The 15,686-nt window shown below is 73.0% G+C and carries 2 protein-coding genes; both read right to left on the minus strand.

The annotated features are described in order from the left end of the window. Positions 1 to 59 precede the first annotated feature (59 nt). On the minus strand, positions 60 to 470 hold the full coding sequence (locus DFP74_RS19790) for a hypothetical protein (RefSeq protein ID WP_121183591.1): 411 nt from the start codon (positions 468 to 470) through the stop codon (positions 60 to 62). Further along, the gene (locus tag DFP74_RS19795; RefSeq protein ID WP_121183593.1) at positions 463 to 15,396 is read right to left on the minus strand and encodes an ADP-ribosyltransferase; all 14,934 of its coding nucleotides are present in this window, start codon (positions 15,394 to 15,396) and stop codon (positions 463 to 465) included. The genes DFP74_RS19790 and DFP74_RS19795 overlap by 8 nt, the downstream gene beginning before the upstream one ends. Positions 15,397 to 15,686: the final 290 nt, after the last annotated feature.

The raw sequence follows: 15,686 nt of genomic DNA on the forward strand, positions 1-15,686 counted from the left end.
GTGCGGGGTGTGCGGGGTGTGCGGGGTGTGCGGGGTGTGCGGGGAGTGAGCCCTCTTGGTCAGGATCGGGCGATCAGCTCCAGCGTCGCCAGGTCGGGGGCGGTCGAGGGGGCCGAGCCCGGTGCGGGCGCGCCTCCTGCGGTGTCCACCGGTTCGGTCGCCGCCCGCTCCAGGGCCCGCAGCGGGCTCAGCCCCTCGCTCCTGCGCTCGGCGAGCCACCGGATCCAGTGGCCCTTGGCCGCCGCGCCCACCGCCCCAGCGTGCCCGGCGGTGACGAAGGACGCGGCGTCGTCGGTCTCGGCGGCCCACAGGTACCCCAGCACGTCGCCGTCCGCGCCGGTGCGGACCGGGAGGTAGCGCACCGCGCCCTCGGCCGTCGGCGGGTAGGTGCGCCGGTCCGCGGTGAACGGGCCCAGCGGCCCCCATGTGCGGGCGCGCTCCTCCCCGGGCCGTTCCCTGCGCTCAGCCATGTGCTCGTGCTCCCTCGTCCGTTCCGGTGCTCGCGCCGGGCCGCGCGACCGCCTCGCCGCCGCCGCTGGTGGCGGCCGCGGCCGGCGGCGGTGGCGGCAGGACCTCGGCGAAGAGGTCCCACGTCCCGTCCGGGCGCAGCCGGACGGCGGTGATGAGGTAGTCCGTTCCCCTGGCCACGATCAGCTCCCGCTGGGTGGGGAAACGGCTGCTGCGGCCCACCCACAGCGCGTGCGTCCCCGGTGGGAGGGTGAAGTGGATCCGGACCGGGTCGACGTAGCCGCCCGCGTACCCGAAGACGTCCGCGCCCAGGGACGTGGAGAGGTAGCCGGGCTCGTGCTGGAGGGTCCCGACCAGCGTCCCGGGGTCGTCGGAGAACCCGGTGAGGAAGTCGGCGCGGCTGAGCCCGCGGTGCGTGACGAGCGCCTCGGGCAGCGGACTGGAGCCGATGGCGGCGTCGAGGACGGCGATGTGCGCGTCGAGGTCGGCCAGGGTGGGGAAGTGGCCGAAGAGGTCGACGAGGTGGCCGGGCAGGCCCGCCCAGTCCCGCCACATCGCGAGTTCGGCGGCCGGGTCCGGCGCGGCCGTGATCTCCTCGACGACCGAGCGCACCGCGGGCGGCAGCTCCTCCGGCCGCGCGGCGGCGGCGAGGACGTCCTCGATCGTCGGCGTACGGCCGCCCGCCAGCACGTACAGCTCCCACGCGTCGCCGCCCTGCCGCCCCCAGTGGCTCAGGAGGGCCGGCCGCTCGGCCTCCGGGGTGCGCAGGAGTTCGTTGTAGGGGTTCGACCGCCGGGTGTAGGCCACCACGGCGTCCCGCTGGTGGGGCGGCAGGTGGGCGAACGCGCCGGGGCCGCGCCCAGGGTGCGAGAGGTGGCCCTCGCCGTACGCCTCTCCTTCCGCGTTGGTGCGGAAGTGGCGCACCCCGTCGGGGGCGAGCACGCCGGGCAGGTGCGGAACGGGGTGCTCCCGGTACCCTGCGTCGGCGTCCATGGCCGGGCTCGGCCGCCAGCCGGCGGGCGGCCGCCACCCGTCCGGCACGAACTCGGCCTCGACGAACCAGAGCGGTTCGACGGGCCCGCCTTCGGCGCGTCGGCCGGGGCGCCGGTAGACGCCGTGGACGACGTAGGAGCTGTTGCGGGGGATGAGGATCTCGCGCTCGCCGGACGCGTGGGAGAGCGGCGCGGCGTTGAGGCCGGAAAACCCCTGGGGGACCCGGAACATGAGGTAGAGCGGGCGGTCGTAGGGCGTGCGCGAGCCCACGGAGGTGGACACGTAGCTCGGTTCGGTGTGGACGGTCCCGACCAGGCGGGTGAGGGTGGCGGGGTCGTTCAGGTCGATGCCGAGGGTGTCGGTGAACGCGCTGTCGACGCCCTTGTGCACGATGAGGGGGACGGGGAGCGGGGAATCGGCGACCGCCCGGTCCACGCCTCGCACCAGCGAGGCGAAGTCGTCGCGCCGGTACACGCCGACGTTGCCGTGGCGCAGCCCCTCGTGGGCCAGGGTGTAGTCCGCTCCGGTGTAGTCGGAGACGGCCTCGGCGGCGGTCGGGTCGAAGACCCGGGGCAGGTGGATCTCGGCCCAGTGTGCGGCCTCGGTGTCGTCGGCGAACCGCAGGGCGTGGCCCATGCCGACACCTCCGGGTTCGTGGAGACTGCCATGCCACACCGGTGCCGGATCGAGTGTGTTGCGGACGTCGTCGTCACCGGTCAGGACCTCGCCGTCGCCCTCGGACGCGTCGTCGGAGTCGCTGTCGGATCCGTCGGAGCCGTCGGATCCGTCGGATCCGTGGGATCCGTCGTCGGAACCCGGTTCCCCGTCACCGGACCCGTCGTCCATGACGGTGTCGCCGGTCGCGGGAACGAAGGCCGGCATCACCAGCAGGTCGTCGGCGACCGGTGGGGTGGAGACCTGTACGGGGGAGGCCGGTGCCGGGGTGACGGTGTGGGCAGCGGGAGCGGTGGCGGCCGTCGAGGGCGGGAGGCCGCCCTCCGAGCCGCGCGGAGCGCTGCGCCAGTCATCGGGCGGGGTCCATCCGTCGGGGACGACCTCGGCCTCGACCACCCAGTGGTCGTTCTCGTAGAGCTCGTCGTGGACCGGGCGGACGTCGTGCACGACGAAGGTCGTGCCGCGGCGCAGGAGCACGTCGTGGCCGTCACCGGAACGGGACGACAGGTCGGAGGTGTTGAGCGCGGGGTAGCCCGCGGGCACCTTGAGGACGACGTCGACCGGGCGGCGGAAGTCCAGGGGCTGCTCCCCGGTCGTCGCGGTGGTGTACCCGGGATCGGTGTAGGTCCGACCGACCAGGCCGCGCATCGAGTCGGGGTCGGCGGGGGAGATCCCCAGACGGTCGGTGAAGCCGGGGTCCGCGCGGTGGCGCAGGACCAGCGGGTCGGGTGTCGTCGAGCCGCCGATCAGGGCGTCGAGGGTGTCGACGGCCTCGCGCGTGCGCGCGGGAGCGTGCTCGGGCGGGGTCCCGTTGCGCAGCGCGTCGTTCACGGCGGTCTCGCCGCCGCCCTCGGCCACGTCGCGGACGACGGCTGCTTCCGGCCCGGTCATCGTGGGCGGCTGCATCACGAGCGACAGGTACATCGTGCCCTGGTCGTGTCCGTCGAGGGTCTGGCCGTCGCGCATGCCCTGGGGGTGGGCGCCCTCCCCCCAGGCCGGGGGCGGCGGCCACGCGGAGGCGGATCGGGGCGGGCCGGTACCGGTCGTGGGGGACCGGTCGGCGGCCTCCTGCCACCGCGCGTCCCGCTCCACGGGCCGACTGGTCACCGCCTGGTCCGGAGCCCCGGTGGCCGGGCGCTCCTCGGTCGTGCCCGTGGTCGGGACGTACTCGGGGAAGGGCAGGTCCAGGAGCCCGTTGGGGTCGTAGGGCCGTTTGGGGTCCAGGTCGAACGGCCATGGGGAGGACTTCGGCCCGAAGGGGAGTCCGGGTGGGAAGGGCGGGGAGAGGCCGTCCAGGGAGGGGAAGGCGTCGTCGCTCTGAGCGGGGGCGGCGTCGCCGAACGGCCGGTCGGTGCCGTCGTCCCGAGTGTCGGGGGGCGGTGGAGCGCCCTGTTCGCGCCCGCTCCCCGGGTCGGTGCCGGTGCCCGTCCCACGCGCGGATCCACCGCTGCCGTCGCCTCTGTCGTTCCGGTCGTCCTTGGAGTCGTCGGTGGAGTCGTCCGCCGGCTCCGTGGGCGGGGTCCAGCCGTCGGGAACGATCTCGACGTCGACGGACCACGTTTTGAGGCCGTACTGGTCGTCGGGCAGCCGGGTGACGTCGTGGACGAGGTACGTCGCGTCGCGCCGGATCATCACCTCGTGCTCGTTGCGGTTGGTCACGCCGGGGACGTCCATCACGTTGAGCGCGGGATACCCCTGGGGCACCCTGATGGACAGTTGGATCCGCCGCTCGGGATAGAGCGGCTGGTGGGCCATGGCGGCGGACCCGTAGCCGGGGTCGGTGAACGTCCGTCCGACGAGTGAAACCATGCCGTCGACGGAGTTCGGCGACGCGTCCAACTGCGCGGGAAGCGTGTCGACGCTCCGGTAGAGCAGGATCGGCTCGGGGGCCCGGGACCGGTCCAGCGCCCCGTCCAGGTCCCGTACGGCGTCCCGCATGCTCGGCGTGGCGCGTTCCGGGGTGACCCCCGAACGCAGCTCGGGGTTGATCACGTAGCTGCCCTCGGCCGTGTAGTACCGGACGTAGGCGCTCTCCGTCGCGTTCAACGCGGGCGGGGGCATCCGCTGCGTCAGGTACGTCGCGGAGTCCTCGTAGGTGTCGAAGGTCCGCGTGCCCGGCATGCCCTCGGGGCCCCTGCGCCCGCCCCAGGCGGGCGGGGGCGGCCATCCCCGGGCGGGCTCGGATCGGCCGGCCGAGGATGCCGACGCGTCCCCGTGCCCTGTCGTCTCCGTTGACCAGGGAGGTCCGCCGGGGTTCGGGGTGAGGGCGGACATGACCATCGGGTGGGTCAGGTGTGACACGTCGGCACGCGGTGGACCCGTCCGGGGGCCGACGGTGCCGGTGTTCGGGTCGGCGCCGTCGCCGACCGCGTCCTGGTCTCCCCCGGGGGTCCGGGGTCCTGAGCCGGAGTCGTGGGGATCCCACTCGGTCGAGGGGTTCAGAAGCCGCTCCGACCGCTCCAGGAGCCGGTCGGCGTCCTGCCGCGCCCGCTCTGCCCGGTGTTCGAGGCCCTCCGCGTCGGTGCGGATACCGGTGGCCTGGCCGCGCGCGTCGTTCAGGGTCGTCCGGCTCGTGGCGAGGCCGCTCTCGGCGGTCCTGAGCTGCTGGGCCAGCGCGTCGAGGTTCTGCTGGGCGGCGGTGAGGTCCCTCTCGGCGTCACTCACCTGGGTCTCGAGGCCATGGGCCTTCTCCTGGAGCCCGGCCGCGTGCTCGGCGGCCGACTCGGCGTTCTTCTCGGCGGTGTCGCGCAGGTCGCGCAGCTCGTCGGCGCGGGTCCGCGCGGCCTCCGCGGCCTCCTCCGCCCGGGCGGCCGACGCCCGGAGGTCGTCGGCGTGCTCGCGGAGTTCCTGGACCGTGCCCTCGGTATCGGTGTCCCCGCCCCGGCGGTGGGCGAGATCGGCTGTTCGCCGGTCGAGTTCGGCCCGGGAGTCCGCGAGGTTCTGAGCGGCGGCTTCGGAGACCTCCCGGGCACGGTCGGCGGTGTCCTGGAGGTCTCGCGCGGACTGGTCGAGGCGGGCGGCCTCCTGTTGCCAGGCGTTGACGGAGTCGGCGTTCGCGGCCTCCTCGGCCCTCTCCTCCTGGTGGGTGTGGTAGCGGTCGCGCTCGGCCCGGGCGTTGTCGACGGCCCTTCCGTGCTCGTCGTGGGCTTCCTGGGCCGAGGTCTCCAACGGCCGGATCCGGTCGCGGAGTTCGCGGACCGTCAGCGCGAGCTCAGCGGTTTCCGCCGCGTATCGGGCCTGCTCGGCCCGGGTCCGGGCGCCGTCGGCGGCGGACTGCTGCTCCGCGTGCCGGGTGCCGAGGACCGCGGCGGTGGCGGCGGTGTCCCGGGCGGCCGTCTCGGCGTCCGCGGCGGCTTCGCGGGCGCGTGTGACCTGGGGCTTGAGCTGGGCCCGCTTCAGCTCGGCGATGTCGCGCTCCGCCTTGGCGGGCGGGAGGTCCCGTTCCTCCAGGCGCTGGACGTCCCGTTCCAGCCGTGCCACGTCCGCCTCGGCCCGTCGCTCCTGTTCCAGGACGTTCGGGAGCGCGGATCTGAGGTCCCCGGCCTGGGCGCGCAGGTCGGCGGAGAGCTTCTGCAGGCGTCGCGACTCGTCCAACGCACGCTCCGCCTCGGCCCGGCGCACCGGCGGCAGGTCGTCCTGTGTGCCGGGGGAGCGGTCCTGACGGGTGACGGGCTCCACGTTGAGCAGGGATCGGAAGGTATCCACGAGGTGCCCTCCGCGGCGTGGTCCGATGCCCGTTGTGTCGACGGGTTCGGCGGACTCGGCGACCGTGGGGAGGGCGCGGACGTGCGCCTTCCCCTTGCCGTCCTTCGGAGCCGGGACGGTGATGTCGCGGGGGTCCTCGACGAGCTTCCGGGTCCTGTCGAGGGTGGCCGTCCAGCGGTCGATGCTGGCGTTGAACTCGGTCAGGGCCCGGTCGTACCTGGCCTTCTGTGCGTCGTAGCGCTGCCGGGCGGCGTCGGCGTCGGTGCCGTTGACGGCGTCGTCGGCGAGTTGTTCCAGGGGGCCGCGCGCGTCCGCGTAGGCCTTCTCGGCGTCGGCGAAGTTCCGGCTCGCCTCGTGCAGGGTGTCGAAGACCGGACGGAGCCCGTCGGCCTGCTCACGGGTGAGGACGCCCATCGCGACCGCGTCCGACTCCGAGACCCACCCGGCGATCCGGGTCGACGTGTCCCCGATCTGCCAGCGGGCGGGCCTGCCGCCCAAGGGGCCGGACTCGGGCCGGGCACCGGTGACCTTGTTCCGCCAGACCGTGCGCGTGGGCAGCGCGGAGGCGGTGCCGATCGCCCAGGTGGTGTCGAACTCCACCAGGTAGGCGGGACCCTGGCGGAGCCGGTCGGCCTGGGGGTAGCGCTTCGTCGGACGCTCCGAGCCGCCGCTCTCGGCGTTCGTCCTCGACGAGGCGGCCCCCAGCCCGCCGGTGTGGATGCCCTCGTGGCCGTCGAAGTCGTGGGCGGCCTCGGTGCTGATCCCCGCACCCCGAACGGGGTCCGCGCCACCGCCGACGGTGGAGGACCGCCCGGCCGACCCGCTCTGCCCGCCGCCGTGAGTGAGGTTGTCGCTGATCCTGGTGCCCGGAACGACGTCCAGGATCGTGGCGTCGGACATGTCCGGCACAGCCTTGACGCTCCAGCGCGTGCGGCCGATGTCCAGCATCTCCACACCGTCGTCCTCACGGGCGGCGCTGGGGAACAGTGCCTGGACGGCGACGTCGTCCAGGCTGTGGTCGATCGCGTTGTGCCGGGTGTCGAGCTTGTTCTGGTCGGCGACGTGGGCCCGCGCGGCGGCGATGGCCTCGGGGGTGTAGGCGCCGTCCCGCACGGCGTCGGCCGGGGGATTCCAGCCCAGCGACCTGGCCATGACGATGTGGGCCGTGTCCCGCAGCGCCTGCCCGTGGTCGAGCACCGCGGTCGGCAGGATGACGGCGTCCTTGGCGGGCGCGACCCGACTGGGATCGGAGCCGTCCTGCTCCGCGGTCCACGTGCGCATCATGTCGCCCAGGGACGCCCGGGGCGTGCTGCGCGGGTGCTCGGGCGCCGGTGGGGACGCGTCCGGCTCGGACCCCGGCTCGGCCCCCGTTTCCGACCGCGGGGCCGCCTGCGGGGCCGCGGACGGGTCGGTGTCGGTGATCTCCGTGATGCGGTCGTCGGTGCCGGTGCCGGTGCCGGTCTCGGTGTTGGTGTTCGTGGGGGCGGGGGTGAAGGTCAGGTAGGAGAAGGGGAACAGGGTCTCGGTCTGCCCGGCGTCACCGCGGCCGGTGAAGGTGGTGCGTTCGGTCCCCCCGCGCAGGGGGTTGCGGATGCCGCCCTGGTCCTGCTCCGGCCGGGGATCGCCGAGCTCCAGGGACAGGACCAGTTCGGCGTCGTGGGTGAGCTTCGCGTACGGAACCTGCATCTGGAGCTCGACCGTGCGTGTGGCCGAGTCCGACAGGCCGGTCCCCGTGTCCCGGCCCGTGCTCGCCGAGACCCCCGTGCTGGGGGGGTAGAACAGCGGTCGGCTGCCGGGTTGGTCGTCCGGACCGCTCCGGTCCCCGTCGTAACCGGTCGGCTGGAGCAGGGTGCCGTCCGCACTCACCGACGTCGAGGTCGACCGGCTCTCGTCCCGTCCCCGGGTGTCGGTCCAGGAACGGGACTCGATGTAGTCGGCCGCGAATCCGGCGTACTCCGTGCGGGTGGCGGTGGTGCGCAGGTCCACGTACACCTTGGCGTCGGTGGAGGTGTGCAGGGTCTGGTCGGTCGGCCGGACACGCACCGGGACGGGCACGGCCTTGGCCGGGTTGTTGCCCAACTGGGTGGTGAGGTCGTGCAGGAGCTGCTCGCGGCTGTTGCCGGTCAGCTCCAGCCCGTCCCGCGCCAGGTCGTCGACGAGGCTCTGTAGGGCGGCGTTCGGGTCGGCGGGCCGCATCTGCCGCCCGGTGTTCTCGAAGCCGGGGCGGACGACCAGGCCGTCGGGTCTGGTCGGGTGGGGCTGTGAGCCGAGCACGGGACCGGCGTCGGTGTCGGTGACGGCGTCCTGGACCAGGTTCGACGCGTGGGCGTCGTTGGAGTGCACGTAGCCCGAGAACAGGTCCGGCACGGGGATCCGCCAGCCGCTGAAGGTGGTGTTCCACGGCACCGTGAAGCCGATGCTCCAGTTCTTCAGGAACTCGAAGGCCTGGGTGAGGTGCCCCGACCCGCGTAAGGCGTAGGACCGTGAGACCTGCGGGATGAAGAGCACCGAGGAGGAGAAGCCGCTCGCGTGCGAGACCGACGAGCCCTTGGTGTAGGGCGTGAATCCGAACGCGGGCCCGCCCACCGGGATGGGTCGGAGCGCGTCGCTGGGCAGGGAGTCCTCCCCGGCGGCGCGGTTGGGGTTGTCGGTCGCGCCCGAGCCGACCCGGCCCGACACACCCGTGCTCCGGGTGTTCTTCGTGGAGAGGGCGACCTCGGTCCCCGCCCCCCACCAGATCCGCGCGTCCACCGGGAAGAACACGTCGACCGAGTCCAGGTCCGCCCTGGTCGCGACGGTGGTGCGGAGGTCGTGCGGGGAGAACAGCCCGCCGCTGGACTCCTCCCGCATGCGCGACCCGGTGGGCGTGGTGGTGCTGTGGTCACTGGCCAGGCTCGGCCCCGACAGGCGGTCCTCGAACTGGCTGCGCGCGCTCGGGTCGCCGTCCAGGGTGTGTTCCAACTTGCGACTGAAGCCCTCGTGCAGGCCTCTGCGCCTGACAGAGAAGGAGTCATAGGTCCGCTGGACCAGTCCGGCCCGGTCCGGGCCGCCGACCTCGGTGTTGACGTGCTCGATCGTGCCGCCGTGCCGGAGGATTTCCTGGGCGCGGCGCTGCGCGAGCGAGGGCGGCGCGGGAGGGGCGGTGGTGGTCGGGTTCGCGGTGTCGGTGTTGCTCGTCGTGCCTGTCGTGCCTGTCGTGGTGGCGGTCGGAGTGGCCGCCGGGCGGGTGGGCACGAAACCGTGGCGGATCATCGATCGCGCCTCGTCGGAGGTGAGCGGTGTGGGGTCCGCCACCGGCGGGGCGGGTGTGGTGCGGATCGGCGCGGGCGAGGCCACCTTGGGGGTGGTGACCGTCATGGTCGTGGGCAGCCCGTCCTCGCCGAGCAGCGGGACGCCGCGGGTGCGCGGCGGGGTGTCGTTGCGGGTCTGTCCCAGGTCGTCGTGCTCGTACAGTCGGGCGTCCAGCGTGGCGGTGGCGGTCCACACGTCGTTGCCGCCGGAGAACATCACGCGTTCCTCGGTGGAGTGGGTCAGGCCCTGGCTCGCGCTGCGCCCCTTGCCGACCGAACCGCTGACGGCGGCCGAGGGCGTGCCGAACCTGGCGGGCACACCGCGGGCGTCGGAGCCGGTCTGATCCCGGACGTTCATGCCGACGCTGGGTGTGACGGTGTGCTTGTAGGTGCGGCCGGAGCCGGAGCTCCGACCCGCCGAGCCGCCGATCCGCGCGCCGGAACCGGCCTCGGAGTCCTTCTCGTGGCGCAGGGGTCCCACGTCGGCGGTGACGCGGACCGTGACGGTGTCGGGGCGCAGCCCTTCCTTCAACGTGACGGTCGACGGCAGGTCGACGGCGGCCGTCTCGCGCAGGTGCACCGGGATGCCGTCCCCCAGGAGGGGGCCCGGGGAGCTCTTGAGGGTGGACTCCGAGACGGCGTCGAGGATCAGCATGGTGTTCCGGCGCGCGGTCGCGTAGTCGCGGCGCAGGCCCCAGTGCTCCCGGAACGTCCGCTCGAAGTAGCCGGCATCGGCCTTGCCGGGGCGCCGGGCATAGGTGCCCGGTGTGCGGGCCAGCTCGGGGATGACCAGGCCGGGGCGCAGGTCGGCGATGGAGGTGAGGATGCGGTGGGCCAGGTCCTCGTAGACGGTGCGGTCGTCCCCGCGTGTGGAGGCGGCCGGGCCGTCGGCGGTGTCGGTACCGGTGGCCGGCCTGCCGCCGGTGCTCTCCGCGCTGTGCGTACTCGCGGCGCCTGTCGTGTCCGCCGTGGCCGGGGCGTGGTCGAAGCCCTGGATGGTGGCTCCGCTCAGGTCGGTCGGACGGTCGCCGCGCAGGTTCGGGAAGGGCGGGACGGGAGGAGGGGTGGCGACCGTCGTGTTCCGCTGGAGGCCCGAGCCGCCCTCGCCCGTGTCCTCGGCGGTGGTCGGCTCGGTCGTCGTGCTCCGACCCGGCTCCTCCGTCGTGCCCGTCATCGCCGTGTCGGTCGTCCCCGGGGTCTCGGTCCGGGCGTTTCCTCCGGCCTCGATCTGGTCCCGCAGCGCGCGGGCGTCCTCCGCGGTCAGCAGGTCGATCGAGGTGCCCTGGAAGTGGTGGGGCCGGTCGTCGCCCTCGAACTGGAGATAGAAGTCCCGCTGGACGTCGTAGGCCGCGTAGGCGGGAGCCTCGTGCGTGAAGGTGCTGGTCGTGGCGGAGTGGCTACGGGTATTGCTCGTGTTGGAGCCGAACGAGAACGCGTACTCCACGAACGGGACGTCGAGCCGGATGGCGCGTCCGTTGGGCAGGTCGACGTGGATGCCGAACCCGCCGCCGAGCGTTCCGGACACGCCCTTGCTGCGGGTCACGGTGCTGGAGGAGCTCTTGGTGGCCGTGTTGCTGTGCAGGAGATCGACCAGCGGCGGCGAGTGGTCCTTGCGCGTGTACAGCGTGGGCACGGTCCACAGCTTCAGGTACCGTTCGCTGCCGTCGGGTGCGGCGATGCGGATGTGCGCGGGGGTGTTGGACATCTGAGGCAGCAGGTTCTGGATCTGGTCGTTGTGGAACGCGCTCTCGATCCTGCTCCGGAAGTCCTTGACCCGTTCGTCGCGCCGCCGGCCCCCGCGCGGCAGGTGGTCGCTGATCCATTCGGCGACACCGGTCTGGTGGTGGGCGAGCAGGTGGTCGGCGACCCACGGACCGAGTCCGCGGCCAGGGGAGGCGTCCCCCTCCCCGTCCCTGCTCTCGCCTGCGGGGTTCGCGGTACGGGGGACGGGCGTGATGTCACCGATGCGGATGGGGTGGCCCGCCCCCACTCCGGGGCGGTTCACGGCGGGGCGCGGGGCCTGCCCGGGCGGCGGGGTCGGGCCGGAGTGCACCCGGATGGTCCCGGGCAGGTCGGGGTGGTCGACCACGGCTCCGGGCACGTTGAGGACCAGGCCGTTGGTGGACCGGCCGCGGTGGGTGTGGGACGCCGGGGCGGCCGGGGCACGGGTGTCGTCCGCGGTGTCCCGGGGCGGCGGGGACGAGGTGTCGGGCGCGTCAGGCACGTCGCCGCCGTCCGTCGTGACCCGTGCGGGCGGTGGCGATGGCGCCGGCGGCGTGATCGTCAGGTCCATGTCCAGGTCGGAGGTGTACAGGTGGGGCGCGCCCATCTGCCAGACCTCGGTGTCGGAGTTCGCGACGGCGGACGTGGCGTGACCGGTGGAGCGCACGCCGGAGCCGAACCGGCCGCCGATGGAGAAGATCGGGCCCGCGTTGGTGTCGCCCACGATGGTGCCCACGTAGAGCGGGTTGACGGTGAACTTCGCGCCCACGGACCTGCTCCCGCCACGTGATCCGCTGTCGTGGGCGTTGACGCCGGTCCCGGCGTTCTGGGTGCGCAGGAACCCGGTCTCGGTGCTCTCGTCTCGCGGGGCGGTCGGGACGTGGTGGAAGCCGTCGCCGACCTGGTTCAGGTCCAGGTGCGCCGACCAGGTCGCGCCGTCGTCCGCCTGGACCCGCACCGTGTGGCCGCCGGGCGCGAGGAACGGACGGGGGCCCTGCCGGCGGAAGACGTCCGCGAGGGCGTCCGTGATGCGGCTCTGGACGACGTCGTCGGCGGCCGGTACCTGGGCGAGGGTGTCCGCGACGAAGGTGTCGACGTTCTCGGCGGCGACCATGTGCGGACCGAACAGGTTGGTCCCGGTCAGGTAGCCCAGGTCATAGGAGGTCCCGGACCGGTCGGGTGTGAAGCTGCCCGCGTACTCGCTCCGCGGCCGCTCGCTGTCGGTCGGGGGCACGGTGGTGGAACGCTCGCCCGTGCCGCCGCCGCTCTGTTCGCCCGTGTCGTCGCCGACCGGGGCGCTCTCGCCGACGGGCGGAGACGGGAGGGGTGGCTGGGGTGGTGGCGTCGGCCGGTCCGGGGGACGCACCGGTGCGATCGACTCCTCCCCGGTGTCGGTGCGGGGCCGACCTCGCTGCTCCGCGCCGGGGTCCGCCTGCTCCGGGGTCTCCGCCGAGGTCGGCCGCCACGGGCGGGCGTCCTGCTCTGCCGTGGTGGTGGCTTCGTCCGGCCCCCGGGTCTGTGTCCGTGCGGGTCGGGCCGGCGGCTCGGGGGTGGAGGAGGGCTCCCGGTTGCCCGGGGCCGGTGGGCGCGGGTCCGACGGACGTCCCGTGCCGGTCTCGGATCGCTGCGCCGGGCGCTCCGCACCGGTGGTGCCCGTGTCGGTGCCGCCGGTTCCTTGTCCGGGGTTCAACGTCTGCAGTGGGGTACCAGGGGTGTCGATCTCGTGGAGCGCGAAGATCTGGAGGGTTTCGGGTGGCCAGGGCAGGTAGGAGGTGGGGTGGGGGAGGTCGGTTTTGGGGTCGAGGGAGCCGAGTCCGTTGAGGAGGGGGTGTTTGGGCTGGAGGAGGTCGATGGGGAGGGTGAAGGGGGGTGGTGTCCAGGGGTGTGTGGTGTTGGTGGGTTCGGGGGTGTCGTAGAGGTCGCCGAGGGGCCAGTCGACCTCCGAGTCGGTGCTCTGCCGGGTGGGGTCTGCTGCCGAGGCGGGTGTGTCCGGCGTGCCGCCGAGGTCGGCCATGCCCTGCGGCTGCGGGTCGGGCTCGGGGTCGGTGCCCAGCGGCGGCTGAGCGCTCTGGGTGGTGTCGCGCTGGGCGCCGTTCTCCGTCCCGGACACGTTCGACGGGTCGGCAGGGCGCTGCCCCGGGCCCTGCCCCTCGGCGGGCGTGGTCTGGGTGTCGGTTTCGGGCGCGGGAGCACCTGTCGGGCCGGTGTTGCGTTGACCGGGGTCCTGATCGGCGGCGGGCGTGGCCTGGGTGTCGGTTCCAGGTGCGGGAGTATCCGCTGGGCCGGTGTTGTGCTGACCGGGGCCCTGCCCCCCGGCGGACGTGCTCGGGGGGTCGTGCTGCTCGGAGGTGCTTCGGGTGTCCGGATCGCTCTCGGTGCCGTTCTGGGCGAGGCCCTGCGGTGGTGCGCCCTCTTGGCCGTCGCCCCCCAGACCGGGTCCGCCCGTCGGGTCGGTGTTCTGGTGGTTTGAGGCCTGCTCCGTGTCGGGAGAGCCCTGTGCGGCGCCTTCCGATCCGGGTGCACTGTCGGTCCCCGGCGCTGTGGCGAGCCCGTCCGTGAAGCTGTCGACATAGGGGTTGTCGGCCGGTGCGGCACTCTCCGGCCAAGGCGCATCGCCCGGAACCTCCGAGGGGCGTGTGCCCTCGCCGACCGGTGATCCGGCCCCGAAACCGTCGTCCGCGCTCTGCTCGGCGGGGCCGTCGCCGTTCTCCTCACCGCGCGGCTCGGCCCCCGTCGCCGGTTCCGGCCCGTCCTCACCCCGGTCGTCCTCATCGCGGTCATCGAGGCCGTCTGATCGGCCCGCGTCATCGCGGTCTCCCGAAGTGCGGTCGTCTCGGCCGCCTTCGGAATCGCGATCGGGGTCGCTGCCGCCGCCACGATCCGCCTCGTCGCCGTTCTCCCCTCCCACGTCCGTGAACGCGTCGGAGTCCGCGGTTCCAGGGGTGTTGTTGGTGGTGGGTGGGGGTGTGGTGGGGGGTGGTGGGAGGTCGGGTCCGCCGCGGAGGGAGTCGATGCCGGTGATCGCGGTGTTGGTGGCGAGGGTTTGTGTGGTGGCTTGGGAGGCGCCTGCGGTGGCGGAGAATCCGGAGGCTTTCCATCCTTGGCCGAAGATCTCGTTGGTGAGGCCTTCGCCGACGTAGCCTTCGGTGGCTCCGCTGGCGGCGCCCAGGCCGAGGTTTTGTGCTTGGGTGCTGGCTTTGGTGTGGAACCCGTTCAGGTCTTTGGTGAGGGCGGTGGGGACGGTGTCGGCGAGGTGGTGGCGTAGGGCGGGTGGGAGTGCGTTGCCCAGGGTTTTGTGCAGGTGTGCGGTCAGGTCGGGGTGGGTCCAGTGTCTGGCGAGGGTGTCGGCGTAGTCGCGGCCGAGGTCGCGGGCTTGAGCATCGCCCAGGGTGTGGCCGAACTGGCGTTGGAAGAGGTCGGCGAAGTCTTCGCGGAGTTGGTCGCGGTTGGTGGTGTTGGCCCAGCTGCCGATGCCGGGGACGTCGTTGGGGCTGTAGGGGGTGGCCATCTCGTCGGTGTGCCGCCCGAGCACCTCCGCGAGATCGTCGTTGAGTCCGGGCGGTGGTGAGGGCGGACCCGCGTCCGGTGTCGTCGCCGGCCGGGGGCCCGGCTCGGGCGTGGGAGAGGTGTCGGGGTCGGCTCTGGGTGCGGGAGCGGGTGCGGGATCCGGTCGCGGCTCGGGAACCGGGGTCGGCTCGGGAACCCTGTTCGGCCCGGGTACGGGAGTCGGTTCGGGCGTCGCTCTGACCGGTGGCCCGTCGGGTTCCGGGACGGGGTTGGTGGTGGGTGGGGTGTTGGGGGGTGGGTCGGGGAGGTGTTTGAGGTCGTCGAGGTTGGTGCGGATGAGGGTGCGGATCTGGTTGGAGAGGATGGTTTCGGCTCCGGCTGAGAGGCCGGCGGAGAGGAGTCCTTCGATGACGGCGCCCAGGTGCGCCATCTTGGTCATGTCGTGGTCCCATTCGGTGCGGGTGCCGTTGGCGATCTGGATGCGTTGGATGATGCTGTCCAGGCTCGCGAAGATTTGGCTGATGATCTGGTGGCCGGGGACGGTGAGGAGGAACCAGGACAGGATGCGGCGGATGAGGAGGCTGCGGATGGCTTTGAAGACGGGGATCATCTTCAGTGAGGCGCCGAAGGTCCAGTAGGCGGAGGCGATGGCCCAGGCGATCTCGATGAGGAGTTGGACGAGTTGGCCGATGACCATCATGGCCATGTATTCGGCGTTGGCTGCGGCTTTGCGTAGTTCGCGGCCCATGTCGGCGGCGATCTGGCCGGCTTTGCCGATGTAGTCGTTGTCTCCGGTGGTGAACTGGGCGACGGAGCGGTCGAAGTAGTCGGCGGCTTGTCCGGAGAAGTCGGTGCGCACCTTGCGGCGGATGTGGGTGAGGATCTCGGTGAGTTGGTGGGTGATCTGGGTGCCGGTGGTTTCGTAGAGGTCGGCGGTGGTGCGTAGGGCGCGGGGGTCGGCGGAGGGCATGACGATGCCGGTGAGGGTGGCCAGGGTGTATCTGGCGGTGTTGTTCATGTCGTGGTCGAGGGGCATGCGGGGTCACCTCCAGGGCCGGTTCCCGCCGCACATCAGGGCACGAACACGTCTGCGCCCGCTCGTGTCGCGCCTGGCCGGATCGCGTTCCGGGCGTGGATGAACGTAACACCGCGACCCCCGAATGTGGAAGTGCTTGGCAATCCTTGTTTGCTTACGTTCGTATGTATGGTCTTGGTTGCGATCGCTCTCTCGGTTGGGAGCCCGCGACGCCCCGGCACCGGGCAGGTCGTGGTCGCGGCGCGGTCGGGTCGCTCGGCCGACGGGCCCTTCGGGGCATGCCCATTGTC

The sequence above is a fragment of the Nocardiopsis sp. Huas11 genome (assembly GCF_003634495.1).
Classification (GTDB): domain Bacteria; phylum Actinomycetota; class Actinomycetes; order Streptosporangiales; family Streptosporangiaceae; genus Nocardiopsis.